At 71.6% G+C, this 24,267-nt stretch carries 25 protein-coding genes; 18 read left to right on the top strand and 7 right to left on the bottom strand.

Annotation, left to right across the window (positions count from 1 at the left end; genetic code table 11):
* Positions 1-237 precede the first annotated feature (237 nt).
* The 7 genes from ACA511_RS05265 to ACA511_RS05295 all read left to right on the top strand — a co-directional run bounded on the left by ACA511_RS05265 (position 238) and on the right by ACA511_RS05295 (position 7,629).
* Positions 238-759 carry an amino-acid N-acetyltransferase gene (locus tag ACA511_RS05265; protein WP_375022901.1) on the top strand — a complete coding sequence of 174 codons (522 nt, stop codon included), beginning with the start codon at positions 238-240 and terminating at the stop codon, positions 757-759.
* Between the two features lie 5 nt (positions 760-764).
* Entirely contained in the window at positions 765-1,550 is a 786-nt protein-coding gene (locus tag ACA511_RS05270; protein ID WP_375022902.1) for an RDD family protein, read from the top strand.
* Between the two features lie 7 nt (positions 1,551-1,557).
* Entirely contained in the window at positions 1,558-2,043 is a 486-nt protein-coding gene (locus ACA511_RS05275; protein WP_375022903.1) for an RDD family protein, read from the top strand.
* Between the two features lie 1,090 nt (positions 2,044-3,133).
* Entirely contained in the window at positions 3,134-3,457 is a 324-nt protein-coding gene (locus ACA511_RS05280) for an Lsr2 family protein (RefSeq protein ID WP_067802398.1), read from the top strand.
* A 360-nt stretch (positions 3,458-3,817) separates the two neighbouring features.
* Positions 3,818-6,352, top strand: coding sequence for an ATP-dependent Clp protease ATP-binding subunit (locus tag ACA511_RS05285; RefSeq protein ID WP_375022904.1), 2,535 nt, complete (start codon positions 3,818-3,820; stop codon positions 6,350-6,352).
* Positions 6,353-6,518: 166 nt separating this feature from the next.
* Positions 6,519-6,896, top strand: a complete 378-nt coding sequence (locus ACA511_RS05290; RefSeq protein ID WP_375024685.1) for a VOC family protein — start codon at positions 6,519-6,521, stop codon at positions 6,894-6,896.
* Between the two features lie 58 nt (positions 6,897-6,954).
* A complete protein-coding gene (locus tag ACA511_RS05295; RefSeq protein WP_375022905.1) occupies positions 6,955-7,629 on the top strand; it encodes a hypothetical protein in 675 nt (224 codons plus the stop codon).
* On the opposite strand, the gene add is transcribed toward ACA511_RS05295, so the two are convergent.
* Together add and ACA511_RS05305 are read right to left on the bottom strand one after the other, a co-directional pair.
* Positions 7,619-8,608: an adenosine deaminase gene (add, locus tag ACA511_RS05300; protein WP_375022906.1), complete on the bottom strand. Its 990-nt coding sequence runs from the start codon at positions 8,606-8,608 to the stop codon at positions 7,619-7,621. The two genes, ACA511_RS05295 and add, sit on opposite strands and share 11 nt — an antisense overlap.
* Before the next feature lie 120 nt (positions 8,609-8,728).
* On the bottom strand, positions 8,729-9,607 hold the full coding sequence (locus ACA511_RS05305; RefSeq protein WP_375022908.1) for an A/G-specific adenine glycosylase: 879 nt from the start codon (positions 9,605-9,607) through the stop codon (positions 8,729-8,731).
* Between the two features lie 69 nt (positions 9,608-9,676).
* Here ACA511_RS05305 and ACA511_RS05310 point away from each other — a divergent pair, with 69 nt between their 5' ends.
* Positions 9,677-10,288 (top strand): hypothetical protein, encoded by a 612-nt coding sequence (locus ACA511_RS05310; protein WP_375022909.1) that lies wholly within the window; start codon positions 9,677-9,679, stop codon positions 10,286-10,288.
* 36 nt (positions 10,289-10,324) lie between these two features.
* Here ACA511_RS05310 and disA read toward each other — a convergent pair whose 3' ends face one another.
* From disA to ACA511_RS05330, 4 genes are all read right to left on the bottom strand, one after another.
* On the bottom strand, positions 10,325-11,407 hold the full coding sequence (disA, locus tag ACA511_RS05315) for a DNA integrity scanning diadenylate cyclase DisA (protein WP_375022910.1): 1,083 nt from the start codon (positions 11,405-11,407) through the stop codon (positions 10,325-10,327).
* 113 nt (positions 11,408-11,520) lie between these two features.
* A complete protein-coding gene (gene radA / locus ACA511_RS05320) occupies positions 11,521-12,945 on the bottom strand; it encodes a DNA repair protein RadA (protein ID WP_375022911.1) in 1,425 nt (474 codons plus the stop codon).
* 46 nt (positions 12,946-12,991) lie between these two features.
* Positions 12,992-14,050 (bottom strand): alpha/beta fold hydrolase, encoded by a 1,059-nt coding sequence (locus tag ACA511_RS05325; protein ID WP_375022912.1) that lies wholly within the window; start codon positions 14,048-14,050, stop codon positions 12,992-12,994.
* Positions 14,051-14,087: 37 nt separating this feature from the next.
* Positions 14,088-14,798 carry a class I SAM-dependent methyltransferase gene (locus tag ACA511_RS05330; protein ID WP_375022913.1) on the bottom strand — a complete coding sequence of 237 codons (711 nt, stop codon included), beginning with the start codon at positions 14,796-14,798 and terminating at the stop codon, positions 14,088-14,090.
* Between the two features lie 139 nt (positions 14,799-14,937).
* Here ACA511_RS05330 and ACA511_RS05335 point away from each other — a divergent pair, with 139 nt between their 5' ends.
* The 9 genes from ACA511_RS05335 to ACA511_RS05375 all read left to right on the top strand — a co-directional run bounded on the left by ACA511_RS05335 (position 14,938) and on the right by ACA511_RS05375 (position 21,910).
* Positions 14,938-15,822: a sugar phosphate isomerase/epimerase family protein gene (locus ACA511_RS05335; protein ID WP_375022914.1), complete on the top strand. Its 885-nt coding sequence runs from the start codon at positions 14,938-14,940 to the stop codon at positions 15,820-15,822.
* Positions 15,819-16,409 (top strand): TetR family transcriptional regulator, encoded by a 591-nt coding sequence (locus ACA511_RS05340; RefSeq protein WP_375022915.1) that lies wholly within the window; start codon positions 15,819-15,821, stop codon positions 16,407-16,409. Before ACA511_RS05335 ends, ACA511_RS05340 begins: the two co-directional genes overlap by 4 nt.
* 51 nt (positions 16,410-16,460) lie before the next feature.
* Complete coding sequence (locus ACA511_RS05345) at positions 16,461-17,210, top strand: ABC transporter ATP-binding protein (RefSeq protein ID WP_375022916.1); 750 nt, start codon at positions 16,461-16,463, stop codon at positions 17,208-17,210.
* Positions 17,207-17,941, top strand: a complete 735-nt coding sequence (locus tag ACA511_RS05350) for an ABC transporter permease (protein ID WP_375022917.1) — start codon at positions 17,207-17,209, stop codon at positions 17,939-17,941. The genes ACA511_RS05345 and ACA511_RS05350 overlap by 4 nt, the downstream gene beginning before the upstream one ends.
* Positions 17,942-18,048: 107 nt before the next feature.
* Entirely contained in the window at positions 18,049-19,224 is a 1,176-nt protein-coding gene (locus ACA511_RS05355; RefSeq protein ID WP_375022918.1) for an LCP family protein, read from the top strand.
* A gap of 79 nt (positions 19,225-19,303) precedes the next feature.
* Entirely contained in the window at positions 19,304-20,224 is a 921-nt protein-coding gene (locus ACA511_RS05360) for a proline dehydrogenase family protein (RefSeq protein ID WP_375022919.1), read from the top strand.
* A 102-nt stretch (positions 20,225-20,326) separates the two neighbouring features.
* Positions 20,327-21,121 carry a pyrroline-5-carboxylate reductase gene (gene proC, locus ACA511_RS05365; RefSeq protein ID WP_375022920.1) on the top strand — a complete coding sequence of 265 codons (795 nt, stop codon included), beginning with the start codon at positions 20,327-20,329 and terminating at the stop codon, positions 21,119-21,121.
* A gap of 110 nt (positions 21,122-21,231) precedes the next feature.
* Positions 21,232-21,669 carry a hypothetical protein gene (locus ACA511_RS05370; protein WP_375022921.1) on the top strand — a complete coding sequence of 146 codons (438 nt, stop codon included), beginning with the start codon at positions 21,232-21,234 and terminating at the stop codon, positions 21,667-21,669.
* A gap of 85 nt (positions 21,670-21,754) precedes the next feature.
* Positions 21,755-21,910 carry a hypothetical protein gene (locus ACA511_RS05375; protein WP_375022922.1) on the top strand — a complete coding sequence of 52 codons (156 nt, stop codon included), beginning with the start codon at positions 21,755-21,757 and terminating at the stop codon, positions 21,908-21,910.
* On the opposite strand, the gene ACA511_RS05380 is transcribed toward ACA511_RS05375, so the two are convergent.
* Entirely contained in the window at positions 21,907-22,743 is an 837-nt protein-coding gene (locus ACA511_RS05380; protein WP_375022923.1) for an alpha/beta hydrolase, read from the bottom strand. The two genes, ACA511_RS05375 and ACA511_RS05380, sit on opposite strands and share 4 nt — an antisense overlap.
* 353 nt (positions 22,744-23,096) lie before the next feature.
* Here ACA511_RS05380 and ACA511_RS05385 point away from each other — a divergent pair, with 353 nt between their 5' ends.
* Positions 23,097-24,257 (top strand): acetoin utilization protein AcuC, encoded by a 1,161-nt coding sequence (locus ACA511_RS05385; protein WP_375024686.1) that lies wholly within the window; start codon positions 23,097-23,099, stop codon positions 24,255-24,257.
* Positions 24,258-24,267 lie beyond the last annotated feature (10 nt).

Consider the following 24,267-nt stretch of genomic DNA (forward strand, 5'->3'; position numbering starts at 1 on the left):
ACACTAACGGAACCAGCAATGGATGCCAACTAGAACTCGCGAAATCGCAGGTCGCCGTGGCGGGGCGTGACGGGAGGCGGGTCCGGGCCCCGGGTTCGCGGTGTGTTTTGGGTCACTTTCCGAGCGCCGAAGGCCGTGCCTAGTCGTTTTTATCTAGTCACACGTATGGGCCGCTCACGACGCGTATGCGGACGCGAGCGTTTGGTAATGCCCGGTGTTCGATAATCTCGCCTGTTTGTGGAGGTCGTGATCCGGCGTGCGCATACCGCCGACGTTCAGGAGATACGCGGGCTGGTGGATCTGTACGCCGGGTCCGGGCGGCGCCTGCTGAAGAAGTCCACCGTGAAGCTGTACGAGGACGTCCAGGAGTTCTGGGTCGCCGAGGACGTCCAGCAGGGGACGCCCGGCCCCGTCATCGGCTGCGGCGCCCTGCACGTGATGTGGGAGGACCTCGCCGAGGTCCGCTCCGTCGCCGTGGAGAAGGGGCACGGCGGGCGCGGCATCGGGCACCGCATCGTCACCCGCCTCCTGGAGACCGCGCGGGAACTCGGCGTGCGGAGGGTGTTCTGCCTTACCTTCGAGGTGGAGTTCTTCGCCCGCCACGGCTTCCAGCCGATCCTCGGGACTCCGGTGGCGCCAGAGGTGTACGAGGAGCTTCTCCGCTCCTACGACGAAGGCGTGGCAGAGTTCTTGGACCTCGACCGGGTCAAGCCGAATACGTTGGGCAACACCCGGATGTTGCTTCGCCTGGAGGACTGACCCAAATGAGCGATTCCCCCCACCGCGGGCGGCCCTACCAGCCGCCGCAGGGCCAGGGTTCCTACGGCCCGCCACCCCCGTACCAAGCGTCGCAATGGCAGCAACCCCAGCAGCAACCGGCGCAGCAGCAATGGCAGCAGCAGCCCCAGCAGGACTGGGGGCAGACCCATGAGGCGTCCTACGACCAGTACGGCGGCTCCTACGACGACGCCCACGGCGGTGAGATGGAGCTTGCCCCGATCCACCGGAGGGCCGTCGCCAGGCTCATCGACAACGGGCTCGTCGCGGTCTTCGGCTTCGCGCTCATCCTGCCGGTGACCGTCGCCGCGTTCGGCCTCGGCGACACGGGCGCCTCCGACGAGGAGGAGAGCGGCATCTGGAACTGGCCCATCATTTTCACCTTGTTCTGCGTCATGTCGGTGCTGCCGTTCCTCTACGAGGCCGTCCAGCTGTCCATGTGGGGGCGGACGCTGGGCAAGCGCATCATGGGCCTGGGCATCGTGCAGGCGCGTCCCGCGGGACAGCCGATGAGCACGACGCAGGCGGCCTGGCGCGCCGGGATAGTCCATGTGGGTTACCAGATCGGTGTCTTCTTCTTCCTCGTCCTGGCGGTGATGGTGTGGGAGTACGCCGCGTACGGCATGGCGCTCGTCTGGGTGGGCGGCCTGATGGCCTACCTGTGGGCCATCTGGGACCAGCCTCTGCACCAGGCTCTGCACGACCGCCTCGCCGGCACGCTCGTCATCGATGAGCGGGTCGGATACGACGAGCACGCCGAGTACGCGGAGTAAGGCCGCGATGGGGGCCTCCCTCGCGGAACCGGGTCAGCGCCTGCTCGCGCGCGTCGTCGACACGCTCATCGTCGGTGTGCCCGTCATCGTCGTCGTCCGCGGACTGGTGTCCGGGCACACGGTGGACGTCGTCGCCCCGCCCGCCGTGGCCGCGTGCATGCTGCTGTACGAGGCGATCCAGCTCGCCCTCTGGGGCCGGACCGTGGGCAAGCGCCTGGCGGGCATCGAGGTCGTCGTCGCCCCGCCGGACGGACAGCCCGGCGGGGCGGCCCCGGAGACGGCGGGCGGGGAGACCCGTCCCGGTGTCCTGCCGTCCGTTCTCCGCGCGGCGGTCTATTCGCTGCCGATCGCGGCGCGTCCGATCCCCGTCCTCGGTCTGCTGGCGAGCGTCTTCTGGGTCGCGAACGCCGGGCTCATGTTCGAGGGCACGCGCCGCCAGGCCGCCCACGACAGGCTCGCCGGGACGCTCGTCGTAAAACGCCCCCACCCCTGATTCACGGGCCTTCTGGAGCCCTCTCAGCCGCGTTCGGGTGCGCTCGCGGCGGCTCGATCCCCGCCCATCGCCCGGCCGGAGCCCGTCCATCGCCCGCGATCCATCGCGGGACGATGCTATTCGCCCGCCTCCCGCCCGCCTTTGATGGGAGATGGCCGGGTCTGTTTCGGACGCCCGCGTTCGCGGGCGAATCGCAGCTCGTTCCGGTTACGGCCCTGAATCGGACCGGGATGTGTCGCGTCCCGGACGCCGCCTCCGGATTGGAAGTTTCTTACGCCGCTGTTGCCCCGCCGCCTACGCGCGGCCCCGGATGCCGCTTCAAGACGTCGCTTCATAGCGGTGGAGGACTTACTCTGAGTGGGACGCGGTCTCACCCCGAACGGACTTTCCCGCGGCCATGCGCGACGGGACGCTAGGAGGGCCGCGTTCGCGCCGGCGCGGCCGGACGCGAGCTTGAAGAAGTGGGAGATCGTGCGGTCGGATTGTGCCTCAATCTCCTGATTCACTCGTCGAAGCGGGGGCGGCGGGCTTGGCCGGATCGCGGAAGGCGACTTCCCGGCCGCCCGGCTCCGGAACAGATTTTCGGTTCCGCCGCCCTTCCTGTTATCCCTCGACATGGCCCGGTCAGGGCGATGTCTCTGCCGGCCGTCTCTCCCCGTCGGCGGCCGGTTAGCACCGTTACGTCAGGGTTAATCGTTGGCCGCGGTGCCGCCGCGCACCCGCTGTTAAGGTCCCGGGCGGCGGCTTTTCCGTCCGGGCCGGACGTCCCGCTGGAAACCGGGACGTCCGCAAACCCGCCCCAATGCCTGAGTGCGGCCAGGTCAGCGTCGTCCGTGGTGACACCGGTCACGCCAAATCTCCGGCCATGGCCGCCGGCCGGAAATTCACGCGGCGGCCGGGCCGTCGCGGGCCCCGGCACGTCCGCCGGATGCCCGGAAACGATGAGTCCGATTACGCCGGGTCACCGGCGGGAAGGCGACTTCGTCCGCACTGCCGGTTCAACACGAGTGCTGGAATTGTCATCCGCGGAGTTCTCGGTATATCTTTGTCAACCGATTGAAGTTTTGCTCCAGCTGAAAGGTCTGTCCCCATGGCACAGAAGGTTCAAGTGCTTCTCGTCGACGACCTCGACGGTGGCGAGGCGGACGAGACCGTAGCGTTCTCGATCGACGGCGCCTCCTACGAGATCGACCTGAGTGGCGCCAACGCGACGAAGCTGCGGGAATCGCTGCAGCCGTTCGTGGAGAAGTCCCGCAAGGCGGGCGCGGTCTCGCGCCGCCGCCGGCAGCGTGGCGCGTCCAGCCGCGAACGCAGTGCCGAGATCCGCGCCTGGGCCAAGAACAATGGCATCAAGGTCAATGAGCGCGGACGCATCCCGGCCCACGTGATCGAGCAGTACGAGGCGGCCAACTGAGTCGCTCCTCCGCCTGCGGCCCGTCTCCGATTACGAGACGGGCCGTTCGCTTGTGGCGTAGCGGCAATGGGGTTCGCGCGCCGCGCGGCGCGGTAGACAGGCCGCGCGGGGCGGAACAACGGCCCCATTGGTCACTCTCTCCCCGCAGCCCGTCGACCTGCGGAAAGCCCCCCGTTCGCTTGAGGCGTAGCGGGAACATGACGCACCGATGCGGTAGTTGGATGAGACTGAACAGCGCTTAGCTGGGGAACGTCTTCTGGTGGGAGTGCACCGGGCGGCCTCCTCGGGGCGGGCTAGCATGCGGAAGGACAGTTCCGGACGTTCCGGACTCTGCCCAACCGCTCTGTGAGGAGCGACGAGATGTTCGAGAGGTTCACCGACCGCGCGCGGCGCGTTGTCGTCCTGGCTCAGGAGGAGGCCAGGATGCTCAACCACAACTACATCGGCACCGAGCACATCCTCCTCGGCCTGATCCACGAGGGCGAAGGTGTCGCTGCCAAGGCTCTGGAGAGCCTCGGGATCAGCCTTGAGGCGGTGCGCCAGCAGGTCGAGGAGATCATCGGCCAGGGTCAGCAGGCGCCGTCGGGCCACATCCCGTTCACTCCGCGTGCCAAGAAGGTCCTCGAGCTGTCACTGCGCGAGGCGCTGCAGCTCGGCCACAACTACATCGGTACCGAGCACATCCTGCTCGGGCTGATCCGCGAGGGCGAGGGCGTCGCCGCCCAGGTGCTGGTGAAGCTCGGCGCCGACCTCAACCGGGTCCGCCAGCAGGTCATCCAGTTGCTGCACGGCTACCAGGGCAAGGAGCCGGCCGCCTCCGGCGGTCCCTCCGAGTCGGCTCCGTCCACCTCCCTCGTCCTCGACCAGTTCGGCCGCAACCTGACGCAGGCCGCGCGCGAGGGCAAGCTGGACCCGGTCATCGGCCGGGACAAGGAGATCGAGCGGGTCATGCAGGTGCTGTCCCGCCGCACCAAGAACAACCCCGTCCTCGTGGGCGAGCCCGGCGTCGGTAAAACGGCCGTGGTCGAGGGGCTCGCGCAGAAGATCGTCAAGGGCGAGGTGCCCGAGACGCTCAAGGACAAGCAGCTCTACACCCTCGACCTGGGCGCGCTGGTCGCCGGCTCCCGGTACCGCGGCGACTTCGAGGAGCGCCTGAAGAAGGTCCTCAAGGAGATCCGCACCCGCGGCGACATCATCCTGTTCATCGACGAGCTGCACACGCTGGTCGGTGCGGGCGCCGCCGAGGGCGCGATCGACGCCGCGTCCATCCTCAAGCCGATGCTGGCGCGGGGCGAGCTGCAGACCATCGGCGCGACCACGCTGGACGAGTACCGCAAGCACCTGGAGAAGGACGCCGCGCTGGAGCGCCGCTTCCAGCCGATCCAGGTCGCCGAGCCGTCCCTGTCGCACACGATCGAGATCCTCAAGGGCCTGCGGGACCGCTACGAGGCGCACCACCGCGTGTCGATCACCGACAGCGCGCTGGTCGCGGCCGCGCAGCTCGCCGACCGCTACATCAGCGACCGGTTCCTGCCCGACAAGGCGATCGACCTGATCGACGAGGCCGGCTCGCGGATGCGCATCCGCCGGATGACCGCGCCGCCGGACCTGCGCGAGTACGACGAGAAGATCGCCGACGTCCGGCGCGACAAGGAGTCCGCGATCGACGCGCAGGACTTCGAGAAGGCCGCGGCGCTGCGCGACTCGGAGAAGCAGCTGCTCGGCCAGAAGGCGCAGCGGGAGAAGGAGTGGAAGGCCGGCGACATGGACGTCGTCGCCGAGGTCACCGACGAGCTGATCGCCGAGGTCCTCGCCACCGCCACCGGCATCCCGGTCTTCAAGCTGACCGAGGAGGAGTCGACCCGCCTGCTGCGCATGGAGGACGAGCTCCACAAGCGCGTCATCGGCCAGGAGGACGCCATAAGGGCGCTCTCGCAGTCGATCCGGCGCACCCGCGCCGGCCTGAAGGACCCGAAGCGCCCCGGCGGTTCGTTCATCTTCGCCGGCCCGTCCGGCGTCGGTAAGACCGAGCTGTCCAAGACGCTCGCCGAGTTCCTGTTCGGCGACGAGGACGCGCTGATCCAGCTCGACATGTCCGAGTTCATGGAGAAGCACACGGTCTCGCGGCTGTTCGGCTCCCCGCCCGGCTACGTCGGGTACGAGGAGGGCGGCCAGCTGACGGAGAAGGTCCGCCGCAAGCCGTTCTCGGTCGTCCTGTTCGACGAGATCGAGAAGGCCCACCAGGACATCTTCAACTCGCTGCTCCAGATCCTGGAGGACGGCCGCCTCACCGACGCGCAGGGCCGCGTCGTGGACTTCAAGAACACCGTCATCATCATGACGACGAACCTGGGGTCCAAGGACATCTCCAAGGGCGTCTCGATGGGCTTCGCCCGCCAGAACGACGAGCAGGGCTCGTACGACCGGATGAAGGCGAAGGTGTCGGAGGAGCTGAAGCAGCACTTCCGCCCCGAGTTCCTGAACCGCGTCGACGACACGGTGGTCTTCCACCAGCTCACCCCGAAGGAGATCATCCAGATCGTCGACCTGATGATCGCCAAGGTGGACGAGCGGCTCCGCGACCGCGACATGGGCATCGAGCTGCGGCAGGAGGCCAAGGACCTGCTCGCGCTCCGGGGCTACGACCCGGTGCTCGGCGCCCGGCCGCTGCGCCGCACGATCCAGCGGGAGATCGAGGACAGCCTGTCCGAGAAGATCCTGTACAGCGAGCTGAAGGCCGGCCAGATCGTGATCGTGGGCACCGAGGGCTTCGACCCCGAGAACACGGACACGGTGGAGAAGGCCAAGTTCACGTTCAAGGGCGTGCCGAAGCCGTCCACGGTCCCCGACAGCCCGCCGCCCGTCGAGGGCGCGGTCAACTTCAACAAGGACTGACGTCCCGTCCAAGGGCCCGTGACCGGAACCACCCGGTCACGGGCCCTTTGGCATGCGCGGCGGACGTCCGCGCTCGGGCTTTTGGGGTGTCGTGCATGCACGGGGGGCCGCGCGGGCAGCATGGGCTCATGGAGATCCCCGACTCGCAGGAGCCGAAGTGAGCCGCATGATCCTGTCCGCCCCCGTCCTGGACGCCCCTGACCCGCACGTGCTCGCCGACTTCTATCAGCGCCTTCTGGGCTGGACCGTGGTCCAGGACGAGCCCGACTGGGTGAAGCTGCGTCCACCGGGCGGCGGCACCGGCCTGTCGTTCCAGACGGAGCCGATCTACACCGTCCCCACGTGGCCCGCCGCCGAGGGCGCGCAGCAGATCATGGCCCACCTCGACCTGGAGGTGGACGATATGGAGGACGCCTGCCTGCACGCCGAGGCCGTCGGCGGAGTCCTGGCCGACTTCCAGCCCGAGGACGATGTCCGCGTCTATCTGGATCCGGTCGGCCATCCCTTCTGCCTCTTCCTCCGCGAGCCCGAGGCGCCCGCCTGAGGACGCGGTCGTCCCGGAGTCCTCTCCGGATGTCGGTGGCGGGACGTACTGTTCGAACATGCGATCGAATGTGGTCGGGTCGGCGGCGGAGTTCCGGAGGCGGGGAGCGCGCGTCCCGGTGGGCGAGGCGCGCATCGCGGAGGCGTTCCTGCGGGACGTGCGGGCCCGCGCGCCGGAACGGCTCCCGATCTTCCGGTCGCGGCTCCAGGGCGAGCTGCTCGCGCGCCTGCTGCTGGGCCCGGTCCGCGAGGTGTCGATGCTCGACCTCGCCGTGATGCTCCGCACCGACCTCGCGTCGGTGATGCGCGAGGTCGAGAGGCTGACCCGGGCGGGCCTGCTCACGCTCCGCCGCACCCTCGCCGGACGGCTGGTGACGCGCAACGCCGACAGCCCCCTGTACGCGCCGCTCGCGCACCTCCTGATGCTGACGTTCGGCCCGGCGGCGGTCGTGGCGGAGGAGTTCGGCGGGCTGCCGTCCGTCCGGGAGATCTACCTTTTCGGGGCCTGGGCCGAACGGTACGAGCGTCCGTCCGGCGACCCTCCCGGCGATGTCGAAGTGCTGGTGATCGGCGACGTCGGCGCGGACGCCGCCTTCGACGCGGCGCAGGAGGCGGCCGCGCGCCTCGGCCTGCCCGTCCACCCCGTCGCCCGGACGTCCGCCCAGTGGCAGAACGACACCGACCCCTTCCTTCGCGAGATCCGGGCCGGCCCCCTGACAAGGCTCAGCGCGTAGCCGGCCCGGCGGGGGTCAGCCAGGCGGCTATCTCCTGGTGGAGGCGGGTCTTGGTCTCGGGCGGGGCGAAGGAGGCGGTCACGGTGTCGCGGGACAGTTCGGCGAGGGTGTGGTCGTCGTAGCCGAACGCGTCGCGGACGTTGGCGTACTCGGTGGTCAGCGATGTGCCGATCAGTGCGGGAATGTCGGTGTTGAGGGTGACGAGCAGGCCCGCGTCGCGCAGGAGGGGAAGGGGGTGGGCGTCGAGGGACGGCGCGAAACCGAGGGCGACGTTGGAGGACGGGCACACTTCGAGGGGGATCCGGCGCTCGCGCACCTCGGCGGTGAGGGCGGGGTCGTCCAGGACGCGGATGCCGTGGCCGAGACGCTCGGCGCGGCCGGGGCCGAGGGCCTGCCGGATGCTGGCGGGCCCCTCGCCTTCGCCCGCGTGGTGGACGACGTGGAGCCCGGCGTCGCGGGCGGCGGCGAACACCTCGGTGAACGGGACGCCGGGGTGGGCCTCGTCTCCGGCGAGGCCGACCGCGACCACGCGATCGTGGCGGCGGGCGAGGTCGAGCGTCCGCCAGGCGCGCTCGACGGAACGGCGGCGGGAGTGGTCGAGGATGAGGCGGCAGTCGATCCCGAACGCGTCCTGTCCGGCCTCCAGGCCCTCCAGGACGGCTTGGAGGGGCATGGCGAGGTCGCCGAGCCGTTCGCCGTGCCCGGCCGCGGTGAACGAGACCTCGGCGTACCGGACGCCCTGCGCGGATTCGTCCGCGCAGAATTCGTAGGCGACGCGGCGGAAGTCGCCGGGGCGCCGCAGGCACGCGCGGACGAGGTCGTTCTGCGCGAAGAAGGACGCGAAGTCGCCGAACGCGCCCGCGCGGCCGGGCACCTCCACGCCGTTGGCCGCGCCGATCTCCCCGAGCGTGTCCCACCGGACGGTGCTCTCCAGGTGGACGTGCAAGTGGGCTTTGGGCAGGCTCAGCAGATCGCGCACGGCCGTACGGTACGGGCACGCCGACAGGGCCTGCCAACCATTATTCGCGCTGGCCACAGCACAAGGAGCCCATTGTTTTGCGAATGACGCGTCGAGCCGGGGAGACCCGAGCGGCCCCGGTCAGCCGGGAAGGGCGTAGCGGCCGTCTTCGAGAGGGTCGACGAGGCCGTCGGCGATGAGGCCGTCGAGGGCGCGTTCGCGTTGCACGGCGTCCGACCAGACGACGTCCAGGGCCGGTTTGGCGACCGGGCCTTCGGCGTCCCGCAGCACGGCGAGGATGCGGCCGCGGCACTGCCGGTCGGTGCCCGCGTACGTCTGGCCGCGGCGCGGCGGCCCGTCGTAGGCGGGACGTCCGGCCAGGTGCCAGGAGCACTCGCCGAGCACCGGGCAGTCGGCGCAGCGGGGCGTGCGGGCGGTGCAGACCAGCGCGCCCAGTTCCATGACGGCGACGGCCCAGCGGGCGGCGGTCGGCGGATCGGCGGGCAGGAGGCTCTCCGCGAGCGTCACCTCCGCCCTGGTCTGCGACTTCGGCGGGTACTCGGCGCCGGACACCAGCCGGGCCAGGACGCGCCGGACGTTGGTGTCGAGGACGGCGTGCCGCTGCCGGAACGCGAAGCTGGCGACGGCGGCGGCCGTGTAGGCGCCGATGCCGGGCAGCGCCAGCAGGGCCTCGTGCGACGACGGCACCTCGCCGCCGTGCCGCTCGGTGATCGCGCGGGCGCTCTCGTGCAGGCGCAGCGCCCGGCGCGGGTAGCCGAGCCGCCCCCATGCCCGGACGGCCTCGCCGGACGGCTCCGCGGCCAGCGCCGCCGGGGTCGGCCAGCGCGTCGTCCAGGCGTCCCAGACGGGCAGGACGCGGGAGACCGGCGTCTGCTGGAGCATGATCTCGCTGACGAGGACGCCCCACGGGGTCGCGTCCGGCGCCCGCCACGGGAGGTCCCGGGCGTTCGCCTCGTACCAGGCGAGGATCGGGGCGGTGTACACGGAGTTCGGGTTCATGGCGCGCCGCCATTGTGGCATGCGGCGGGTCGTCCCCTCTTTCCCGTTCGCCGAATGCATACTGACCGCATGGGTCCGAATACTGGGCGTGACTCGGACGGTTCTGGGCTGGACCAGTACTGGCGGCGCCGCGCGGTGGCCCTGGCGGGCGTCCTCGCCGCCGTCGGCCTGCTGACCTGGACGTGCGCCGGAACCGGGGAGGAGGAGCCGGGCCGCGACGCGGGCGCGGCCGAGAGCCCGGCGCCGTCCCCGCCCACCGCGATGCCGACGGTCACGGTCACCACGACGGCCTCGCCGGAGCCGTCCCCGGCCGACGACGGCGGCCCCTGCGACGACGGCGACCTCGTCGTCGCCATGTCGGCCGCCGAGGACACCTTTCCGCGCACCGAACGGCCCGAGTTCCGCGTCACGGTCGTCAACACGGGCGAGGGGGCCTGCGCGTTCGACACGGGGTCGCTGGACGTCCGCATCACGTCCGGCTCGGACCGGATCTGGTCGTCCGCCGAATGCCGCCGCGGCGACGCGCCCGAGGCGACGCTCCGCCGCGGGATCCCGTACGTCGACACCGTCATCTGGGACCGCCGGCGAGGCTGCGAGGACGGCCGCGCCGCCCGCCCCGGCACGTACGTGGCCGACCTGAAGGGCGAGAAGGCCGAGGAGCAGGTCTTCCGCCTCCGCTGAGACGGCCGCCCGCGGCGGATCAGACGTAGCGGCGGATCAGACGTAGCGTTCGAGGATCGAGGATTCGGCCAGGCGGGATAGGCCCTCGCGGACGCTGCGGGCCCGGGACTCGCCCACGCCGCCCACGGCCTGGAGGTCGTCGATGCTGGCCGCGAGGAGCTTCTGCAGGCCGCCGAAGTGCTCGACGAGGCGTTCGACGACCATGCCGGGCAGCCGGGGGACCTTGGCGAGCAGCCGGAAGCCCTTGGGGCTGACGGGCAGGTCGAGGGCGTCCGGTCCGGCGAAGCCCATCACCTCGGCGACCGTCGACAGGTCGAGGAGCTCGTTGGCGGACAGCGTGTCGAGGGACGACAGGATGGCGGCGACGCCGCGGGCGCGGGTGTCGTCGGACGGGTAGTCGCGGACGATCAGCTCGCGGTCGGCGTCGACGCCGGAGACCAGCTCGTCGAGCTGGAGGGAGAGCAGCCGGCCGTCGGTGCCGAGCTCGACGACGTAGCCCTCGATCTCGTCGGCGATGCGCCGCACCATCTCGAGGCGCTGGACGACGGCGCTGACGTCGCGGACGGTGACGAGGTCTTCGATCTCGAGGGCGGAGAGCGTGCCGGACACCTCGTCCAGGCGCAGCTTGTAGCGTTCGAGCGTCGCCAGGGCCTGGTTGGCCTTGGAGAGGATGGCCGCCGAGTCTTCGAGGACGTAGCGGATGCCGTCGAGGTACAGCGCGATGATGTGCATCGACTGGCTGACCGAGATGACCGGGTAGACGGTCTGCCGGGCGACGCGCTCGGCGGTGCGGTGGCGGGTGCCCGACTCCTCGGTGGGGATGGTCGAGTCGGGCACGAGGTGGACGGCGGCGCGGACGATGCGGCCGTGGCTGCCGTCGAGGACGATGGCGCCGTCCATCTTGGCGAGTTCGCGCAGCCGGGTCGCGGAGAACTCGACGTCGAGTTCGAAGCCGCCGGAGCACAGCTCCTCGACGGTCTTGTCGTAGCCGAGGACGATCAGGCCGCCGGTGTGGCCCCGCAGGATCCGCTCGAGCCCGTCGCGGATCTGAGTGCCCGGGGCCACCGCGGCCAACGTGGCGCGGCGTCGTTCGTCATGACCCTTGTCGTGTGATGGCACCTGACCCCCGGAGGTCGCTGGACGGCGTCAGTTTACCGAGACGGGCCGCGCCCCGGTTCCTCCCCAGGTCGCAAGCGTGGGTTGTGTGCAGTAATACTCTGGCGTGACCCGTGTCAGGGGGCGGTAAACGCGACCTGGAGGGCCTGCTTCAGGCTGTCGACCTCCATCACCTTCATGCCCTCGTAGCTGCTGAGCTGCGGGTCCGCGCGCTTGAGCGGCGACCCGTCGGCGAGTTCGAGGGCCCCGCGCGGGACGACGGCGTGCTTGAACCCGAGCCGGGCCGCCTCGGCGAGCCGCCGCTGGACGCCCGGCACGACGCGGACCTCCCCGGCGAGCCCCACCTCGCCGAGCGCGATCAGGCTGTTGGAGAGCGCCTGCTCGACCGTGGACCCCGCGACGGCCAGCGCCAGCGCCAGGTCGACGGACGTCTCGGCCAGCCGCACCCCGCCCACCGTCGAGACGTAGACGTCCTGCTCGTGCATGGAGATCTTGCAGCGCTGGGCGAGGACGGCGAGGACCATCGCGACGCGGGACGTGTCGAGCCCGGACGTGGCCCGGCGCGGCGCGGGCAGATGCGACTTCGCGACGAGCGACTGCACCTCGGCGACCAGCGGCCGCCGTCCCTCCAGGGTGACGGTCACGCACGTCCCGGGGACGGCCTCCTCGCGGCGGGTCAGGAACAGGCCGCTCGGGTCGGGCAGCCCGACGATGCCGACCTCGGACAGGTCGAAGCAGCCCAGTTCGTCCGTCGGCCCGTAGCGGTTCTTCACCGCGCGGATCATGCGGAGCCGGGAGTGCCGGTCGCCCTCGAAGTAGAGGACGACGTCGACCAGGTGCTCCAGGAGGCGGGGGCCGGCGATCGCGCCCTCCTTGGTGACGTGGCCGACCAGCACGACGGTGATGCCGCGCTCCTTGGCGACCCTGATCAGGTTGGCGGCGACCTCGCGGATCTGCGTGACGCCGCCGGGCGCGCCGTCCGCCTCGGACGTCCCGATCGTCTGGATGGAGTCGACGACGAGCAGCGACGGCCCCACGGTGTCGACATGCCCGAGAATCGCCGACAGCTCGGTCTCCGCCGCCAGGTACAGGTGGTCGGTGATCGCCCCGACCCGGTCGGCGCGCAGCCGCACCTGCTCGGCCGACTCCTCACCCGTCACGTAGAGGACGTTCTTGGCCCCCGCGTCGCCGGACCCCGTCGAGGCCAGCGCCGCGACCTCCAGCAGCAGCGTCGACTTGCCGATGCCCGGCTCGCCCGCCAGCAGCAGGACGGCCCCCGGCACGATGCCGCCGCCGAGGACCCGGTCGAGTTCGTCCAGGCCCGTGGGCCGCGACTGCGACGACCGGACGTCCACCTGCCCGATCGGCAGCGCCGGCGTGCTGACCGGCCCGGCGGACACGACCCGCGCCGGCGTGGCGGACGCCGCCTCCAGGACCGTCCCCCACGTCTGGCACTCGCCGCAGCGCCCGACCCACTTGGACGTCTGCCACCCGCACTCCGAGCACCGATAAGCCGCCTTGGCGGTCTTAGCCTTCGCCATGCGCCGAGCCTAGACGTCCGCTCCGACAGTGCGGCCCGTCACGGGGCTAGGTCTGTTTGCGGGCTCGTTCGATCAGGTCGCCCAGGTGGTCGGAGACCACGCCGGGGCGTTCGAGCATGGCCATGTGGCCGGCGTTGGGGACGACCTCCAGGCGCGCGGACGGGACGCAGGAGGCGATCTTGAGGCTGTGCTCAAGCGGGGTGAGCATGTCGTTCTCGCCGCCGAGGACGAGGGTGTCGGCGGCGGCGAGGGAGGCGCAGTCGCTGATGACGTCCGTGGTGATCATCGAGCGGAAGTAGTCGACGAACGCGTCCATGCGGGTCTCGGTCATCATCTGCTCGGCGAAGGCGACCGCGGCGGGGCCGGCGTCCGGGCCGAAGGCGACGAGGTCCTCGACGAGGGTGGCGGCGTCGCGGCCGAGGTGACGGACCTTCTCGACGGCGCCGGAGCCGGCGCCGACCGCGCCGAGGGCGCGGGGCAGGACGCGGTGGGTGGTGCGCGCGACCAGCGCGGGCATGCCGAGGGTGACCTCGCCGAGGCCGCCCGCCGAGGTGCACAGCAGGCCGGTCGCGAGGATCTTGCGGCCGACCTGGTCGGCGTGCTCGTCGCAGTACCGCATGATCGTCATGCCGCCCATGGAGTGGCCGACGAGGACGACGGGCGTGTCGGCGGGGACGGTGGCGGCGATGACCGCGGCGAGGTCGGCGGCCAGGCGGGGGATGGCGTAGCCGTCGCGGGCGCCGCCGTCGGAGCGGCCGTGGCCGCGGTGGTCCCAGAACACCAGGCGGCCGAGGCCGCGCAGGGCCTTGCGCTGGAAGTGCCAGGAGTCCTGGGTGAGCGTCCAGCCGTGCGAGAACACGACGGCGAGGTCGGTGCGGTCGTCGCCGTCGACCTCGGCGTACAGGCGGGTGCCGTCGTCCGCGCGGACGGGGACGGGGCGGCCGCGCAGCGCCCCGAACGGCTCGCCGGCGAACGGGTCGGGCCGCAACTGGAGGCGGCGCATGGCGCGGCGCTGGGCGACCAGGCCGGCGCCGGCGCCGGCCGCGCCGACGGCGGTGGCGGCGAGCAGGCCGCCGAACGCTCTTCCAGCAGTGACACGGCCCATGGTCCGTTCCTCCCCAAATGACCGACCAGTCAGTAACTCAGGGGCAACGCCACCACAAATTCACGGCATAGTCCACCTCCAGGCCGCCCCCCGCGGCGTCGAGTTCGCGCAGGCACGCGTCCGCGAGATCGGGCGGGAACTCGATCCGCAGGACGGCGGCGAGGTCGTCCCGGCTCTGGAACGACCACCGGATCGTCAGCGGCTCGCGGGAGAAGCCGCGCCGCGTCCAGAAGCGTTCGACCGCGCCGGGGTCGTACTTCGGCAGGCCGCGCCGGAACCAGCGGCCGAACGTGGAGCGGGTGGCGTCGTTGTCGATGATGAAGATCGCCCCGCCGCGCCGGACGACCCGGTCGAGCTCGGCGAGGCCCGGCTCGCAGCCCGGCCCGAAGAAGTACGCCCACCGGACGTGGACGACGTCGACCGAGGCGTCCGGGAGCGGCAGCGCCTGGGCCGCGCCGACACGGACGGTGACGTTGGAGAGGTCGCGGGTCCGACGAGCGGCGGCCGAGGCGAGCCCCGCGTGCGGCTCCACACCGATCACCCGGCGCGCCTCGGCGGCGAGGAACGGCAGGTGGAAGCCGGTGCCGCAGCCGAGGTCGAGGACGTCCGCGCCCGTCCAGGGGCGGATGGCGCGCATCGCGCCGGCCAGCACCCCGTCGGGGTCGACGGCGCGGTTCTCCAGCTCGTAGACCTGCGGAGAGTTCCAGATGTTGGGGCTGGGCACGGCGCCCGGCGCGATCTCGGCCACGCGGACAGAGCGTAGCGGCGCCCGGCGGCGGAGCAATCAGGATCACTCCGGGCGGTTGTTTCATCGCGGCCGCCGCCGCATAGGCTTTACGTGCGAACCCGATGACCATCGTCGAGCGATCATCTCTGGCGAGGAAGCCTTGACCCCGCAGCACAACGGCGTCAGTACACCGGCACTCCGGGTACCGGACGCGCCGATCACGCTCTCCACCGCGTCGGTCTACCCCGAGAAGGTACCGAGCGCGTTCGAGATCGCCGCGCTGCTGGGCTACGACGGCATCGAGGTCATGGTGTCCACGGACGCCTCCTCGCAGGACCTGAACGTCCTGCGGCGCCTGTCGGACTACCACCAGGTCCCGATCAAGTCGATCCACGCGCCCTGCCTGCTGCTCACCCAGCGGGTGTGGGGGCGCGAGCCCTGGGGCAAGCTCGTCCGCTCCAAGGAGGTCGCCGAGGAGCTGGGCGCGGACGTCGTCGTCGTCCATCCGCCGTTCCGCTGGCAGCGGGACTACGCGAAGGAGTTCGTCGAGGGCCTCGCCCGCATGCAGGACGAGACCGACGTCCTGTTCGCGGTGGAGAACATGTTCCCGCTCAAGGCGCGCGGCGCCGAAGCGGGCATGTACCTGCCCGACTGGAACCCCGTCGACCAGGACTACCCGTACGTCACCCTCGACCTGTCCCACACCGCCGTCTCGGGGTCGGACGCCATCGACATGGCCGGGGACCTGGGCGACCGCCTGCGCCACATCCACCTCGCCGACGGCGTGGGCATCACGAACAAGGACGAGCACCTCGTCCCGGGCCGGGGCAACCAGCCGTGCGGGGAGATGCTGGAGAACCTCGCCGAGGGCGGCTTCCGGGGGCACATCGTCCTGGAGGTGAACACGCGGCGCGCGTCCAGCCGGGTCGAGCGCATGGAGGACCTCGCCGAGGCCCTGGCGTTCGCCCGCCTGCACCTCGCCGCCGCCGAGCACACCTGGGAGGTCACGCCCGCCGGGGAGATCAGCCGGCGGGGCGTGCGGTGACCGACACCGACCGGCGCCGGGGTCCGGGCCGCCGGCCCGGTCCGACCGAGACGCGCGAGAAGATCCTGGCCGAGGCGCGCGAGCTGTTCGCCGAGAAGGGCTACGACGGCGCCTCGCTGCGGGCCATCGCCCGCGCCGCCGGCGTCGACCCCGCCCTCGTCCACCACTTCTTCGGCAACAAGGAGGGCGTGTTCGTCGAGGCGATGCGCTTCCCGGTGGACCCGTCCGTCGTGCTGCCGCGCATCATGGCGGCCCCCCGCGACGGGATCGGCGAGGCGATGGTCCGCACGTTCCTGGGCGTGTGGGGGGACGAGGAGCGCCGCGCCCCGATGCTCGCGATGCTCCGCTCGGCGATGACGAACGAGCGGGCGGCGGCCCTGCTGCGCGAGTTCGTCACGACCGCCCTGTTCGGCCGCGCCAGGCAGGTCACGGAGGCGCCGCCGCTCGGCATCCAGGCGGCCGCCGGGCAGATGATCGGCCTGATGATGCTGCGCTACGTGCTGCGCGTCGAGCCGATGGCGTCCGCCTCCGAGGACGAGCTGATCGAACTGGTCGCGCCGACGATCCAGCGCTATCTGACGTCCTGAGATCCCTGGAACGCCCTTGACCGGGCCCGCGCGTCCGCTTAAATTCAACACATGATGAGTTCTAGCCCGGCGAGCGGCGCCGAACCGGCGGTCCGCGTGCGGGACCTGCGGGTCGTCCGCGGCGGCCGGGAGGTGCTGCACGGGCTCACCCTCGACGTCCCGCGCGGCTCGGTCGTCGGGCTGGTCGGCCCGAGCGGCTGCGGGAAGACCACGCTGATCAGGGCGCTCGTCGGCGTCCAGATCGTGCGCAGCGGGACGGTGACGGTGCTCGGCGCGCCCGCCGGGTCGGCCGGGCTGCGGCACCGCGTCGGCTACGCGACGCAGTCCCCGGCCGTGTACGCCGACCTGACCGTCGCCGAGAACCTGCGCTACTTCGCGTCCGTCCTGCGCGCGCCGCGCTCGGACGTCGCCCGCGTCATCGACGAGGTCGGGCTCGGCCGCAGCCGCGACCAGACCGCCGCGACGCTGTCCGGCGGGCAGCTCGGCCGCGTCAACCTCGCGGTCGCGCTGCTCGGCTCGCCGGAGCTGCTCGTCCTGGACGAGCCGACCGTCGGCCTCGACCCCGTCCTGCGGCAGGAGCTGTGGGAGCTGTTCCGGGAACTGGCCGGCCGGGGCGCCACGCTCGTCGTGTCCAGCCACGTCATGGACGAGGCGGGCCGCACCGACCGGCTGCTGCTGATGCGCGAGGGCGTGATCCTCGCCGACGGCACCCCGGACGGCCTGCGCGCCCGCACCGGCGCGTCCGACCTGGAGGCGGCGTTCCTCCAGCTGATCACCGAGACGGCGGGGAGCCCGGCATGAGCGCGGCCGTCACGTTCGCCACGATGCGGCGCATCCTCGCGCAGCTCAGGCACGACCACCGCACGCTCGCGCTGCTGATCGCCGTGCCGGCGCTGCTGATGATCCTGCTGCGCTACGTGTTCGACCAGCCGATGGTCTTCGACCGGATCGGCCCGATGCTGCTCGGCCTGTTCCCGTTCATCGTCATGTTCGTCGTGACCAGCGTCGCCACCCTCCGGGAGCGGACGAGCGGCACCCTCGAACGGCTGATGACCATGCCGCTCGGCAAGCTCGACCTGCTGCTCGGCTACGCGCTCGCGTTCGGGCTGGTCGCGCTGGTGCAGGTCGGCGTCGTGCTGGTGATCTCGCTGACCTGGCTCGGCCTCGACCTGAACGGCTCGCTGGGCTCGCTCGTCCTCGTCTCCCTGCTGGACGCGCTGCTCGGCATGTCGCTCGGCCTGTTCGCGAGCGCGTTCGCCCGGACCGAGTTCCAGGCCGTCCAGTTCATGCCCGCGTTCGTCCTGCCGCAGACGCTGCTGTGCGGGCTGATCATCCCGCGCGACGACATGGCGTCCTGGCTGAGCGCGGTCTCGGACGTCCTGCCCCTGTCGTACGCGGTGGAGGGCATGCAGGAGATCAGCGGCAGCTCCGGCTTCACCGCCACCCTGGCCCTGGACGTGGCCGTCATCGCCGCCTTCACGCTCGTGGCCCTGGTGCTGGGCGCGGTGACCCTCCGCCGCCGCACGCCCTGACACGTGAAGAGGGGGATGGGTTTACCTGCACGGGTGTGATCCGCCTTAACCGGACAGGTGGGGCGAAGTGGGCTATCTCCGGTCTAGGGGGCTGGTAGCTTCGCGCCATGACCTCCCCAGACCACCCTGGATCGCAGCCGCCGCGGCGGCCCGACGAGGGTCCGCGGCCGCCGGGGGCGGTGCGGGCCGCCGACGCTCCGGAGGGGGCGGAGGCTCCTCCGGGCGAGCCCGGCGACGCGTTCTGGGCTGGAGCGGACGGCGCGGAGCGCAAGCGCAAGCGGCGCTGGCCGCGCGTCCTGATCGCCGTGGGCCTGTTCGTGGCGCTGCTCGTGGCCGGGCTCGGCGGGCTGCTGTGGCAGCGCCAGTCGTCCTACAACGGCAACATCGACCGCATCAAGGGCGCGATGCCGGGCGAGGGCGCGAACCGGCCGGGCCCGAACGTGGAGGGCACCGAGAACTGGCTGCTCGTCGGCTCGGACTCGCGGGAGACGGGGACGACCGGGGAGGGCAGCCAGGTCTGGAAGCCGGGCCGGCAGCGCACGGACACGATCATGCTGCTGCACCTGCCGGCGGACCGGAAGAAGGCGTACGTCATCTCGTTCCCGCGCGACTCGTGGGTGGAGATCCCCGGCTACGGCAACCAGAAGATCAACGCCGCGTTCTCGTTCGGCGGGCCGAAGCTGCTGATCGAGACGATGGAGAACCTCACCGGGATCCGCGTCGACCACTACGGCGCGATCGACTTCGAGGGCTTCAAGTCGATGACGGACGCGCTCGGCGGCGTCACCGTCAACATCAAGCAGAGCGTGTACGACCCGGCCCGCAAGAAGCAGTGGCCGGCGGGCAGGCAGAAGCTGAACGGCGACGACGCGCTGCTGTTCGTCCGGCAGCGGTACAACCTGCCGAACGGCGACTTCGACCGGATCAAGCGCCAGCAGGCGTTCCTCGGCGCCCTCGCCAAGCAGGCCGCCGACCGCGGCACGCTCACCAACCCGTTCAAGCTGGACCGGTTCCTGTCCGCGCTCAGCAAGTCGATCAGCGTGGACGAGGGCGTGTCGGCGGGCGACCTGCGCTCGCTGGCGCTGAGCATGCGCAGCGTCCGGGCGTCGGACGTGAAGTTCATGACGCTCCCCTTCAAGGGCACGGGCACGCGCGCCAGGCAGAGCGTCGTGCTCCTGGACGGGACGAAGGCGAGGCAGCTGTTCAACGCCGTGAAGACAGCCCGGATGGGCGAGTACGTCAAGCGGCACGGCGGCGGCAACAACCTCGGCACCGTGTCGTGATCTCCGGGGCGGGACGGGCTTAACCTGGGACGAGGGGGTCCGGGAACCGACCGCCCCAGGAACCGAGGGGTGCGCACAAGTGCTTCGTCAGGCGTTGCTCGTCGCGTCGCGCAGTGGCGGCGCGCGAAGGGTCCTGGAGACCGCGCCGTTCACCGGTGACGTCGTCCGGCGCTTCATCGCGGGGGAGACGATCGAGGACGCGGCGGGCGTCACCGGGCGGCTGACCGGCGAGGGCCTGCTCGTCACCCTGGACGTCCTCGGCGAGGACACGCACGACAAGGGCCGCGCCGAGGCGAACGTCGCGCACTACACCGGGTTGCTGGAACGGCTCGGCGCCGCCGGGCTCGGCGCACGCGCCGAGGTGTCGCTGAAGCTCTCGGCCGTCGGCCAGACCCTCGGCGAAGACCTCGCCCTGGAGAACGCCAGGCGCGTCTGCGACGCCGCCCGTTCCGCAGGCACGACGGTGACCCTCGACATGGAGGAGCACACCACCGTCGATTCGACCTTGCGGATCGTCCACGAACTGCGGCGCGACTTCGCGGACGTGGGCGCGGTCATCCAGTCGTACTTGCGGCGGGCAGAGGAACACTGCACGGAACTGGCCTACGAGGGGTCGCGCGTAAGGCTGTGCAAGGGCGCGTACTCGGCGCCGGCGGCGGTGGCCTTCACCGACAAGGAAGAGATCGACAAGTCGTACGTCCGCTGTATGAAGGTCCTGATGGCGGGCAAGGGCTACCCGATGCTCGCCACGCACGACCCGCGGCTCATCGACATCGCCGGTGCGCTGGCGGTCCTGCACGAGCGCGACGCGGGCACGTTCGAGTACCAGATGCTCTACGGGGTCCGTCCGCAGGAGCAGCGCCGCCTCGCCGCGCAGGGCGCGCAGGTCCGCGTCTACGTCGCGTACGGGCGCGACTGGTACCGGTACTTCATGCGGCGCATGGCGGAACGTCCCGCCAACCTGCGCCTTTTCGCGCGCTCCCTCGCCCGTCGCACGTGACCAGAGCGTTCTTCCAGGGGGTGCGGGGGGTCGTCCCCCCTAGGGGGACAGGGCCGGCGCTAGGCTGGGCCGGTCGTTGAAACCCCACGTCAAGGTATGCCGATGATCGCGATTCTGGGTGCCGGGAAGATGGGCGAGGCGCTGCTGTCCGGAGTGCTCCGGGCCGGCCGCCGCCCGTCCGAGCTGATGGCGACCGCGCGCCGGGAGGAGCGGGCCGCGCTGCTGCGCGAGCGGTACGGCGTCGAGACCGTGCCGAACGCGGACGCCGCCGCGAAGGCCGGGACGCTGGTCCTCGCGGTCAAGCCGCAGGACATGGGCGCCCTGCTGGACGAGATCGGCGCGCACGTGCCGCCCGGCCGGCTGGTGATCTCGATGGCGGCGGGCATCACGACCGGGTTCATCGAGGCGCGGCTGCCGGCGGGCGTCCCGGTCGTCCGCGTCATGTCGAACACGCCCGTCCACGTGGACGAGGCGATGAGCGTGATCTCGCCCGGCTCGCACGCGGCGGAGGAGCACCTGAAGCTCGCCGAGGAGCTGCTCACCCCGGTCGGGAAGGTGCTGCGCATCCCCGAGTCGCTGCAGGACGGCGCGACGGCCCTGTCCGGCAGCGGCCCCGCGTACTTCTACTACCTGGTCGAGGCGATGGTGGACGCGGGCATCCTGCTCGGCATGCCGCGCGCCGCCGCGCTGGAGATGGTGATCCAGTCGGCCGTGGGCGCGGCGGTCATGCTGCGCGACTCCGGCGAGCACCCGGTGCTGCTGCGCGAGGCGGTCACCTCCCCGGGCGGGACGACGATCTCCGCGATCCGGGAGCTGGAGCGGCACGGCGTCCGCGCCGCCGTCCTGGAGGCCATCGAGGCGGCCCGCAACCGCGGCCGCGAACTGGCCGGCGGCTGACCGCCGGCCGCCCGGCCCACGCGGCTGACCGGCGGCCCGCGCGGGTTTCTCATGAAAAGTTCACGTTTGAACATTGAGCCGCTCAGGGGTGCGCGCTCGTGTTAGGGAGTATGGGACTCATACTCCGCCTGATCGTCGCCGCCGGGCTGGCGGCCGACGCCATCGTGCACTGGATGTTCGCGCCCGACATGGCCTTCGTCGAGGGCGGGGCCATCGGCGGCGACCTGCTCTTCCGGATCCAGGCGGCGGTCGCCGGCGTGGTGGCCGTCATCGTCCTCACCTACGGGAGCCGCTGGGCGCACGCGCTGGCGTTCCTGGTCGCGGCGAGCGCGGCGGGCGCCGTCGTCCTCTACTACTACGTCGACCTCGGGGCGCTCGGCCCCCTCCCCGACATGCACGAACCCGTCTGGTACCTCGACAAGACGATCAGTCTGGTCGGCGAGGGGGGCGCGGCGCTGGCCGCCCTCGTCGGGTTCTTCGCCGCGGGACGCGGGCGGCGCCGCGACGAGGACGAGATCTTCGATCGAGAGCCCGCCGCCCGCCGCTGACCTGCGCCCGGAAAGATCGTTTTCGTCGCGGTCACCGGGATCGTCCCGTTATCATCCAGTTGATCTTGGAATCGGGGGGTCCTGGATGGATGAGCGGCGCGAGCGCGCGAACGAGATGCCGTACCCGGCGTCCGCCCTGCACCGGATGCTGCTGAGGCTGGGGGCGCCGCGCTTCATGGCCGACCACGCGGCCGCCCTGCTGGCCGCCCACCTGCCCGGCCGGAGGCGGCGGGGGCGCTAGGCCGCCTCGATGCGTCCGGGGGAGGCGTGGTGCGTGACGGCGCAGATGAAGCGGGCCGCGTCGCGCATCGCCTCGCCGGCCTCGGGCAGCACGCGGTTCAGGATCTGGAAGACGTGCATCTGGCCCTTCCAGACCTGGAGCTCGCAGGCCGCGCCGGCGCGCTTCAGGGCGTCCGCGAACGCCTCGCACTCGGTGCGCAGGACCTCGGCGCCGCCGACCTGGATGAGCACGGGCGGCGAGTTCGTCCACGCGCAGGTGAGCAGCGCGAGCCGCGGGTCGTCGAAACCGGCCGGACCCACCACGAGCCGGGCGATCCGGCGCGCCGAGGCGGCGGTGATGTACGGGTCGTGCGCGCGCTCCTGCGCCTCGATGGAGAGTTCGCAGGTCAGGTCGACCCAGGGGGAGAACAGCGCGAGCCCGGCCGGGTTCGGCAGGCTCAGCCGGCAGATCTCCCCCGCGAGAACTGCGGCGAGGTGCCCGCCCGCCGAGTCGCCCGCGATGACGATGCCGGACGCCGGGACGCCCTGCGCGAGCAGCCACCGGTACGCGGCTACGGCGTCCTCCAGCGGCGCCGGGAACGGGTGCTCGGGCGCGAGCCGGTACCGGGCCGCGAGGACGGGCAGGCCCGTGTCGTGCGCGAGCCGCGAGGTGATCGGCCGGTGCGTGCGCGGCGAGCACGCCACGTAGCCGCCGCCGTGGAGGTAGAGCACCGCTCCGTCCGGAGGCCCCTCGGGGGCGTCGCGGGGGGTGACCCACTCGCCCCTGACCGGGCGGTCGTCGTCGTGCCCGGCTCCGTCCCCGTCCGGCCGTTCGTCGAGTCCCTCGATCCGCACACCGGAGCACGGCCTCATCAGTAATGACGCCGCGTCCACCGTGGAGCGGGCGGTCCGCAGACCGGTGGTGTGGCCGGGGAGGTAGTGCAGGAGAGGCCGGACGCCCAGACGCAGAGCGCTGCTGATCGCACGGCTGCGAACGCTCGGGCTGTCCATGTACCCCCCTCAGTGTTTAGGTGTCGTGTGATCTATATGCCCCCTTTTGGGGAGTTAGTCACGTCACAGCTCCGTGTCCGGCGCGGACGGCGGCGCCGGGACGTGTGAGCCAGGCCACGTGACCGGCGCGATACCGTGAGGTCATGAGCGGTCCCGGTTCGTCCCCATCCTCCGATCCTGCGAACTGCGGGCTTGAGATCTTCTGGGACGAACGGCTCATCTCCTACGACTTCGGCCCCGGGCATCCCCTGAACCCCGTGCGCGTCGAGCTGACGATGGCGCTGGCGCGGGAGCTGGGCGTCCTGGAGCGTCCCAACGTGCGGGTCTCGGAGTTCGAGGCGGCGGACGACAAACTGCTCCGGCTCGTCCACGAGGAGCCCTACATCGCGGCGGTCAAGCACGCCGGCGCGACCGGGCTGCCGGAGATCCGGTACGGCCTCGGCACCACCGACAATCCGATCTTCCTCGGCATGCACGAGGCGTCCGCCCTGGTCGCGGGCGCGTCGGTCGCCGCCGCCGAGGCCGTGTGGACCGGCGGCGCCGAGCACGCCGCGAACATCTCCGGCGGACTGCACCACGCGCTGAGCGGCGCCGCCAGCGGGTTCTGCGTCTACAACGACCCGGCCATCGCGATCGCCTGGCTGCTGGAGAACGGCGCCGAGCGCGTCGCCTACGTCGACATCGACGTCCACCACGGCGACGGCGTCCAGGCCGCCTTCTACGACGACCCCCGCGTGCTGACGATCAGCCTGCACGAGACGCCGCGCACGCTGTTCCCCGGCACCGGCTTCCCGAACGAGACGGGCGCGGAGGGCACGTCCGTCAACATCTCGCTGCCGCCCGGCACCGGCGACCGGCCGTGGCTGCGCGCGTTCGACGCGATCGTCCCGCCGCTGCTGCGGCGGTTCCGACCCGACGTCCTCGTCACCCAGCAGGGCGCCGACGGGCACGCGCTCGACCCGCTCGCGCACCTCACCCTCAGCGTGGACGGCCAGCGGACGGCGTACGCGCTGCTGCACCGGCTGGCGCACGAGACGGCGGGCGGCCGCTGGGTGCTCACCGGCGGCGGCGGCTACGAGCTGGTCCAGGTCGTGCCGCGCGCGTGGACGCACCTGCTGGCCGAGGCGGCGGGCGACCCGGTCCCGCCCGCCACGGCGACCCCGGAGGCATGGCGCGACTTCGTCCGGACGCGCACCGAGGAGATCGCCCCGCGCCGCATGACGGACGGGACGGACGTGGTGGAGGTCAGCAGGTGGGGGGACGGCTACGACCCGGCGAACCCGATCGACCAGGCGATCCTGGCGACGCGGCGGGCGGTGTTCCCCGAGCACGGCCTCGACCCGATGACCGACGAGTGAGGCCCGCCCC

This window comes from Actinomadura sp. GTD37 (assembly GCF_041951365.1).
GTDB lineage: Bacteria > Actinomycetota > Actinomycetes > Streptosporangiales > Streptosporangiaceae > Spirillospora.

Excerpts from the sequence above, each read along its gene's own strand:
- ACA511_RS05310 (WP_375022909.1), top strand. The coding sequence starts at position 9,677 with ATGGGTCCGAATACTGGGCGTGACTCGGACGGTTCTGGGCTGGACCAG.
- ACA511_RS05375 (WP_375022922.1), top strand. The coding sequence starts at position 21,755 with ATGGATGAGCGGCGCGAGCGCGCGAACGAGATGCCGTACCCGGCGTCC.
- ACA511_RS05290 (WP_375024685.1), top strand. The coding sequence starts at position 6,519 with ATGATCCTGTCCGCCCCCGTCCTGGACGCCCCTGACCCGCACGTGCTC.
- ACA511_RS05325 (WP_375022912.1), bottom strand. The coding sequence starts at position 14,050 with ATGGGCCGTGTCACTGCTGGAAGAGCGTTCGGCGGCCTGCTCGCCGCC.
- ACA511_RS05280 (WP_067802398.1), top strand. The coding sequence starts at position 3,134 with ATGGCACAGAAGGTTCAAGTGCTTCTCGTCGACGACCTCGACGGTGGC.
- ACA511_RS05370 (WP_375022921.1), top strand. The coding sequence starts at position 21,232 with ATGGGACTCATACTCCGCCTGATCGTCGCCGCCGGGCTGGCGGCCGAC.
- ACA511_RS05345 (WP_375022916.1), top strand. The coding sequence starts at position 16,461 with ATGATGAGTTCTAGCCCGGCGAGCGGCGCCGAACCGGCGGTCCGCGTG.
- ACA511_RS05295 (WP_375022905.1), top strand. The coding sequence starts at position 6,955 with ATGCGATCGAATGTGGTCGGGTCGGCGGCGGAGTTCCGGAGGCGGGGA.
- ACA511_RS05350 (WP_375022917.1), top strand. The coding sequence starts at position 17,207 with ATGAGCGCGGCCGTCACGTTCGCCACGATGCGGCGCATCCTCGCGCAG.
- proC (WP_375022920.1), top strand. The coding sequence starts at position 20,327 with ATGATCGCGATTCTGGGTGCCGGGAAGATGGGCGAGGCGCTGCTGTCC.
- ACA511_RS05285 (WP_375022904.1), top strand. The coding sequence starts at position 3,818 with ATGTTCGAGAGGTTCACCGACCGCGCGCGGCGCGTTGTCGTCCTGGCT.
- ACA511_RS05355 (WP_375022918.1), top strand. The coding sequence starts at position 18,049 with ATGACCTCCCCAGACCACCCTGGATCGCAGCCGCCGCGGCGGCCCGAC.
- ACA511_RS05270 (WP_375022902.1), top strand. The coding sequence starts at position 765 with ATGAGCGATTCCCCCCACCGCGGGCGGCCCTACCAGCCGCCGCAGGGC.
- ACA511_RS05275 (WP_375022903.1), top strand. The coding sequence starts at position 1,558 with ATGGGGGCCTCCCTCGCGGAACCGGGTCAGCGCCTGCTCGCGCGCGTC.
- ACA511_RS05305 (WP_375022908.1), bottom strand. The coding sequence starts at position 9,607 with ATGAACCCGAACTCCGTGTACACCGCCCCGATCCTCGCCTGGTACGAG.
- radA (WP_375022911.1), bottom strand. The coding sequence starts at position 12,945 with ATGGCGAAGGCTAAGACCGCCAAGGCGGCTTATCGGTGCTCGGAGTGC.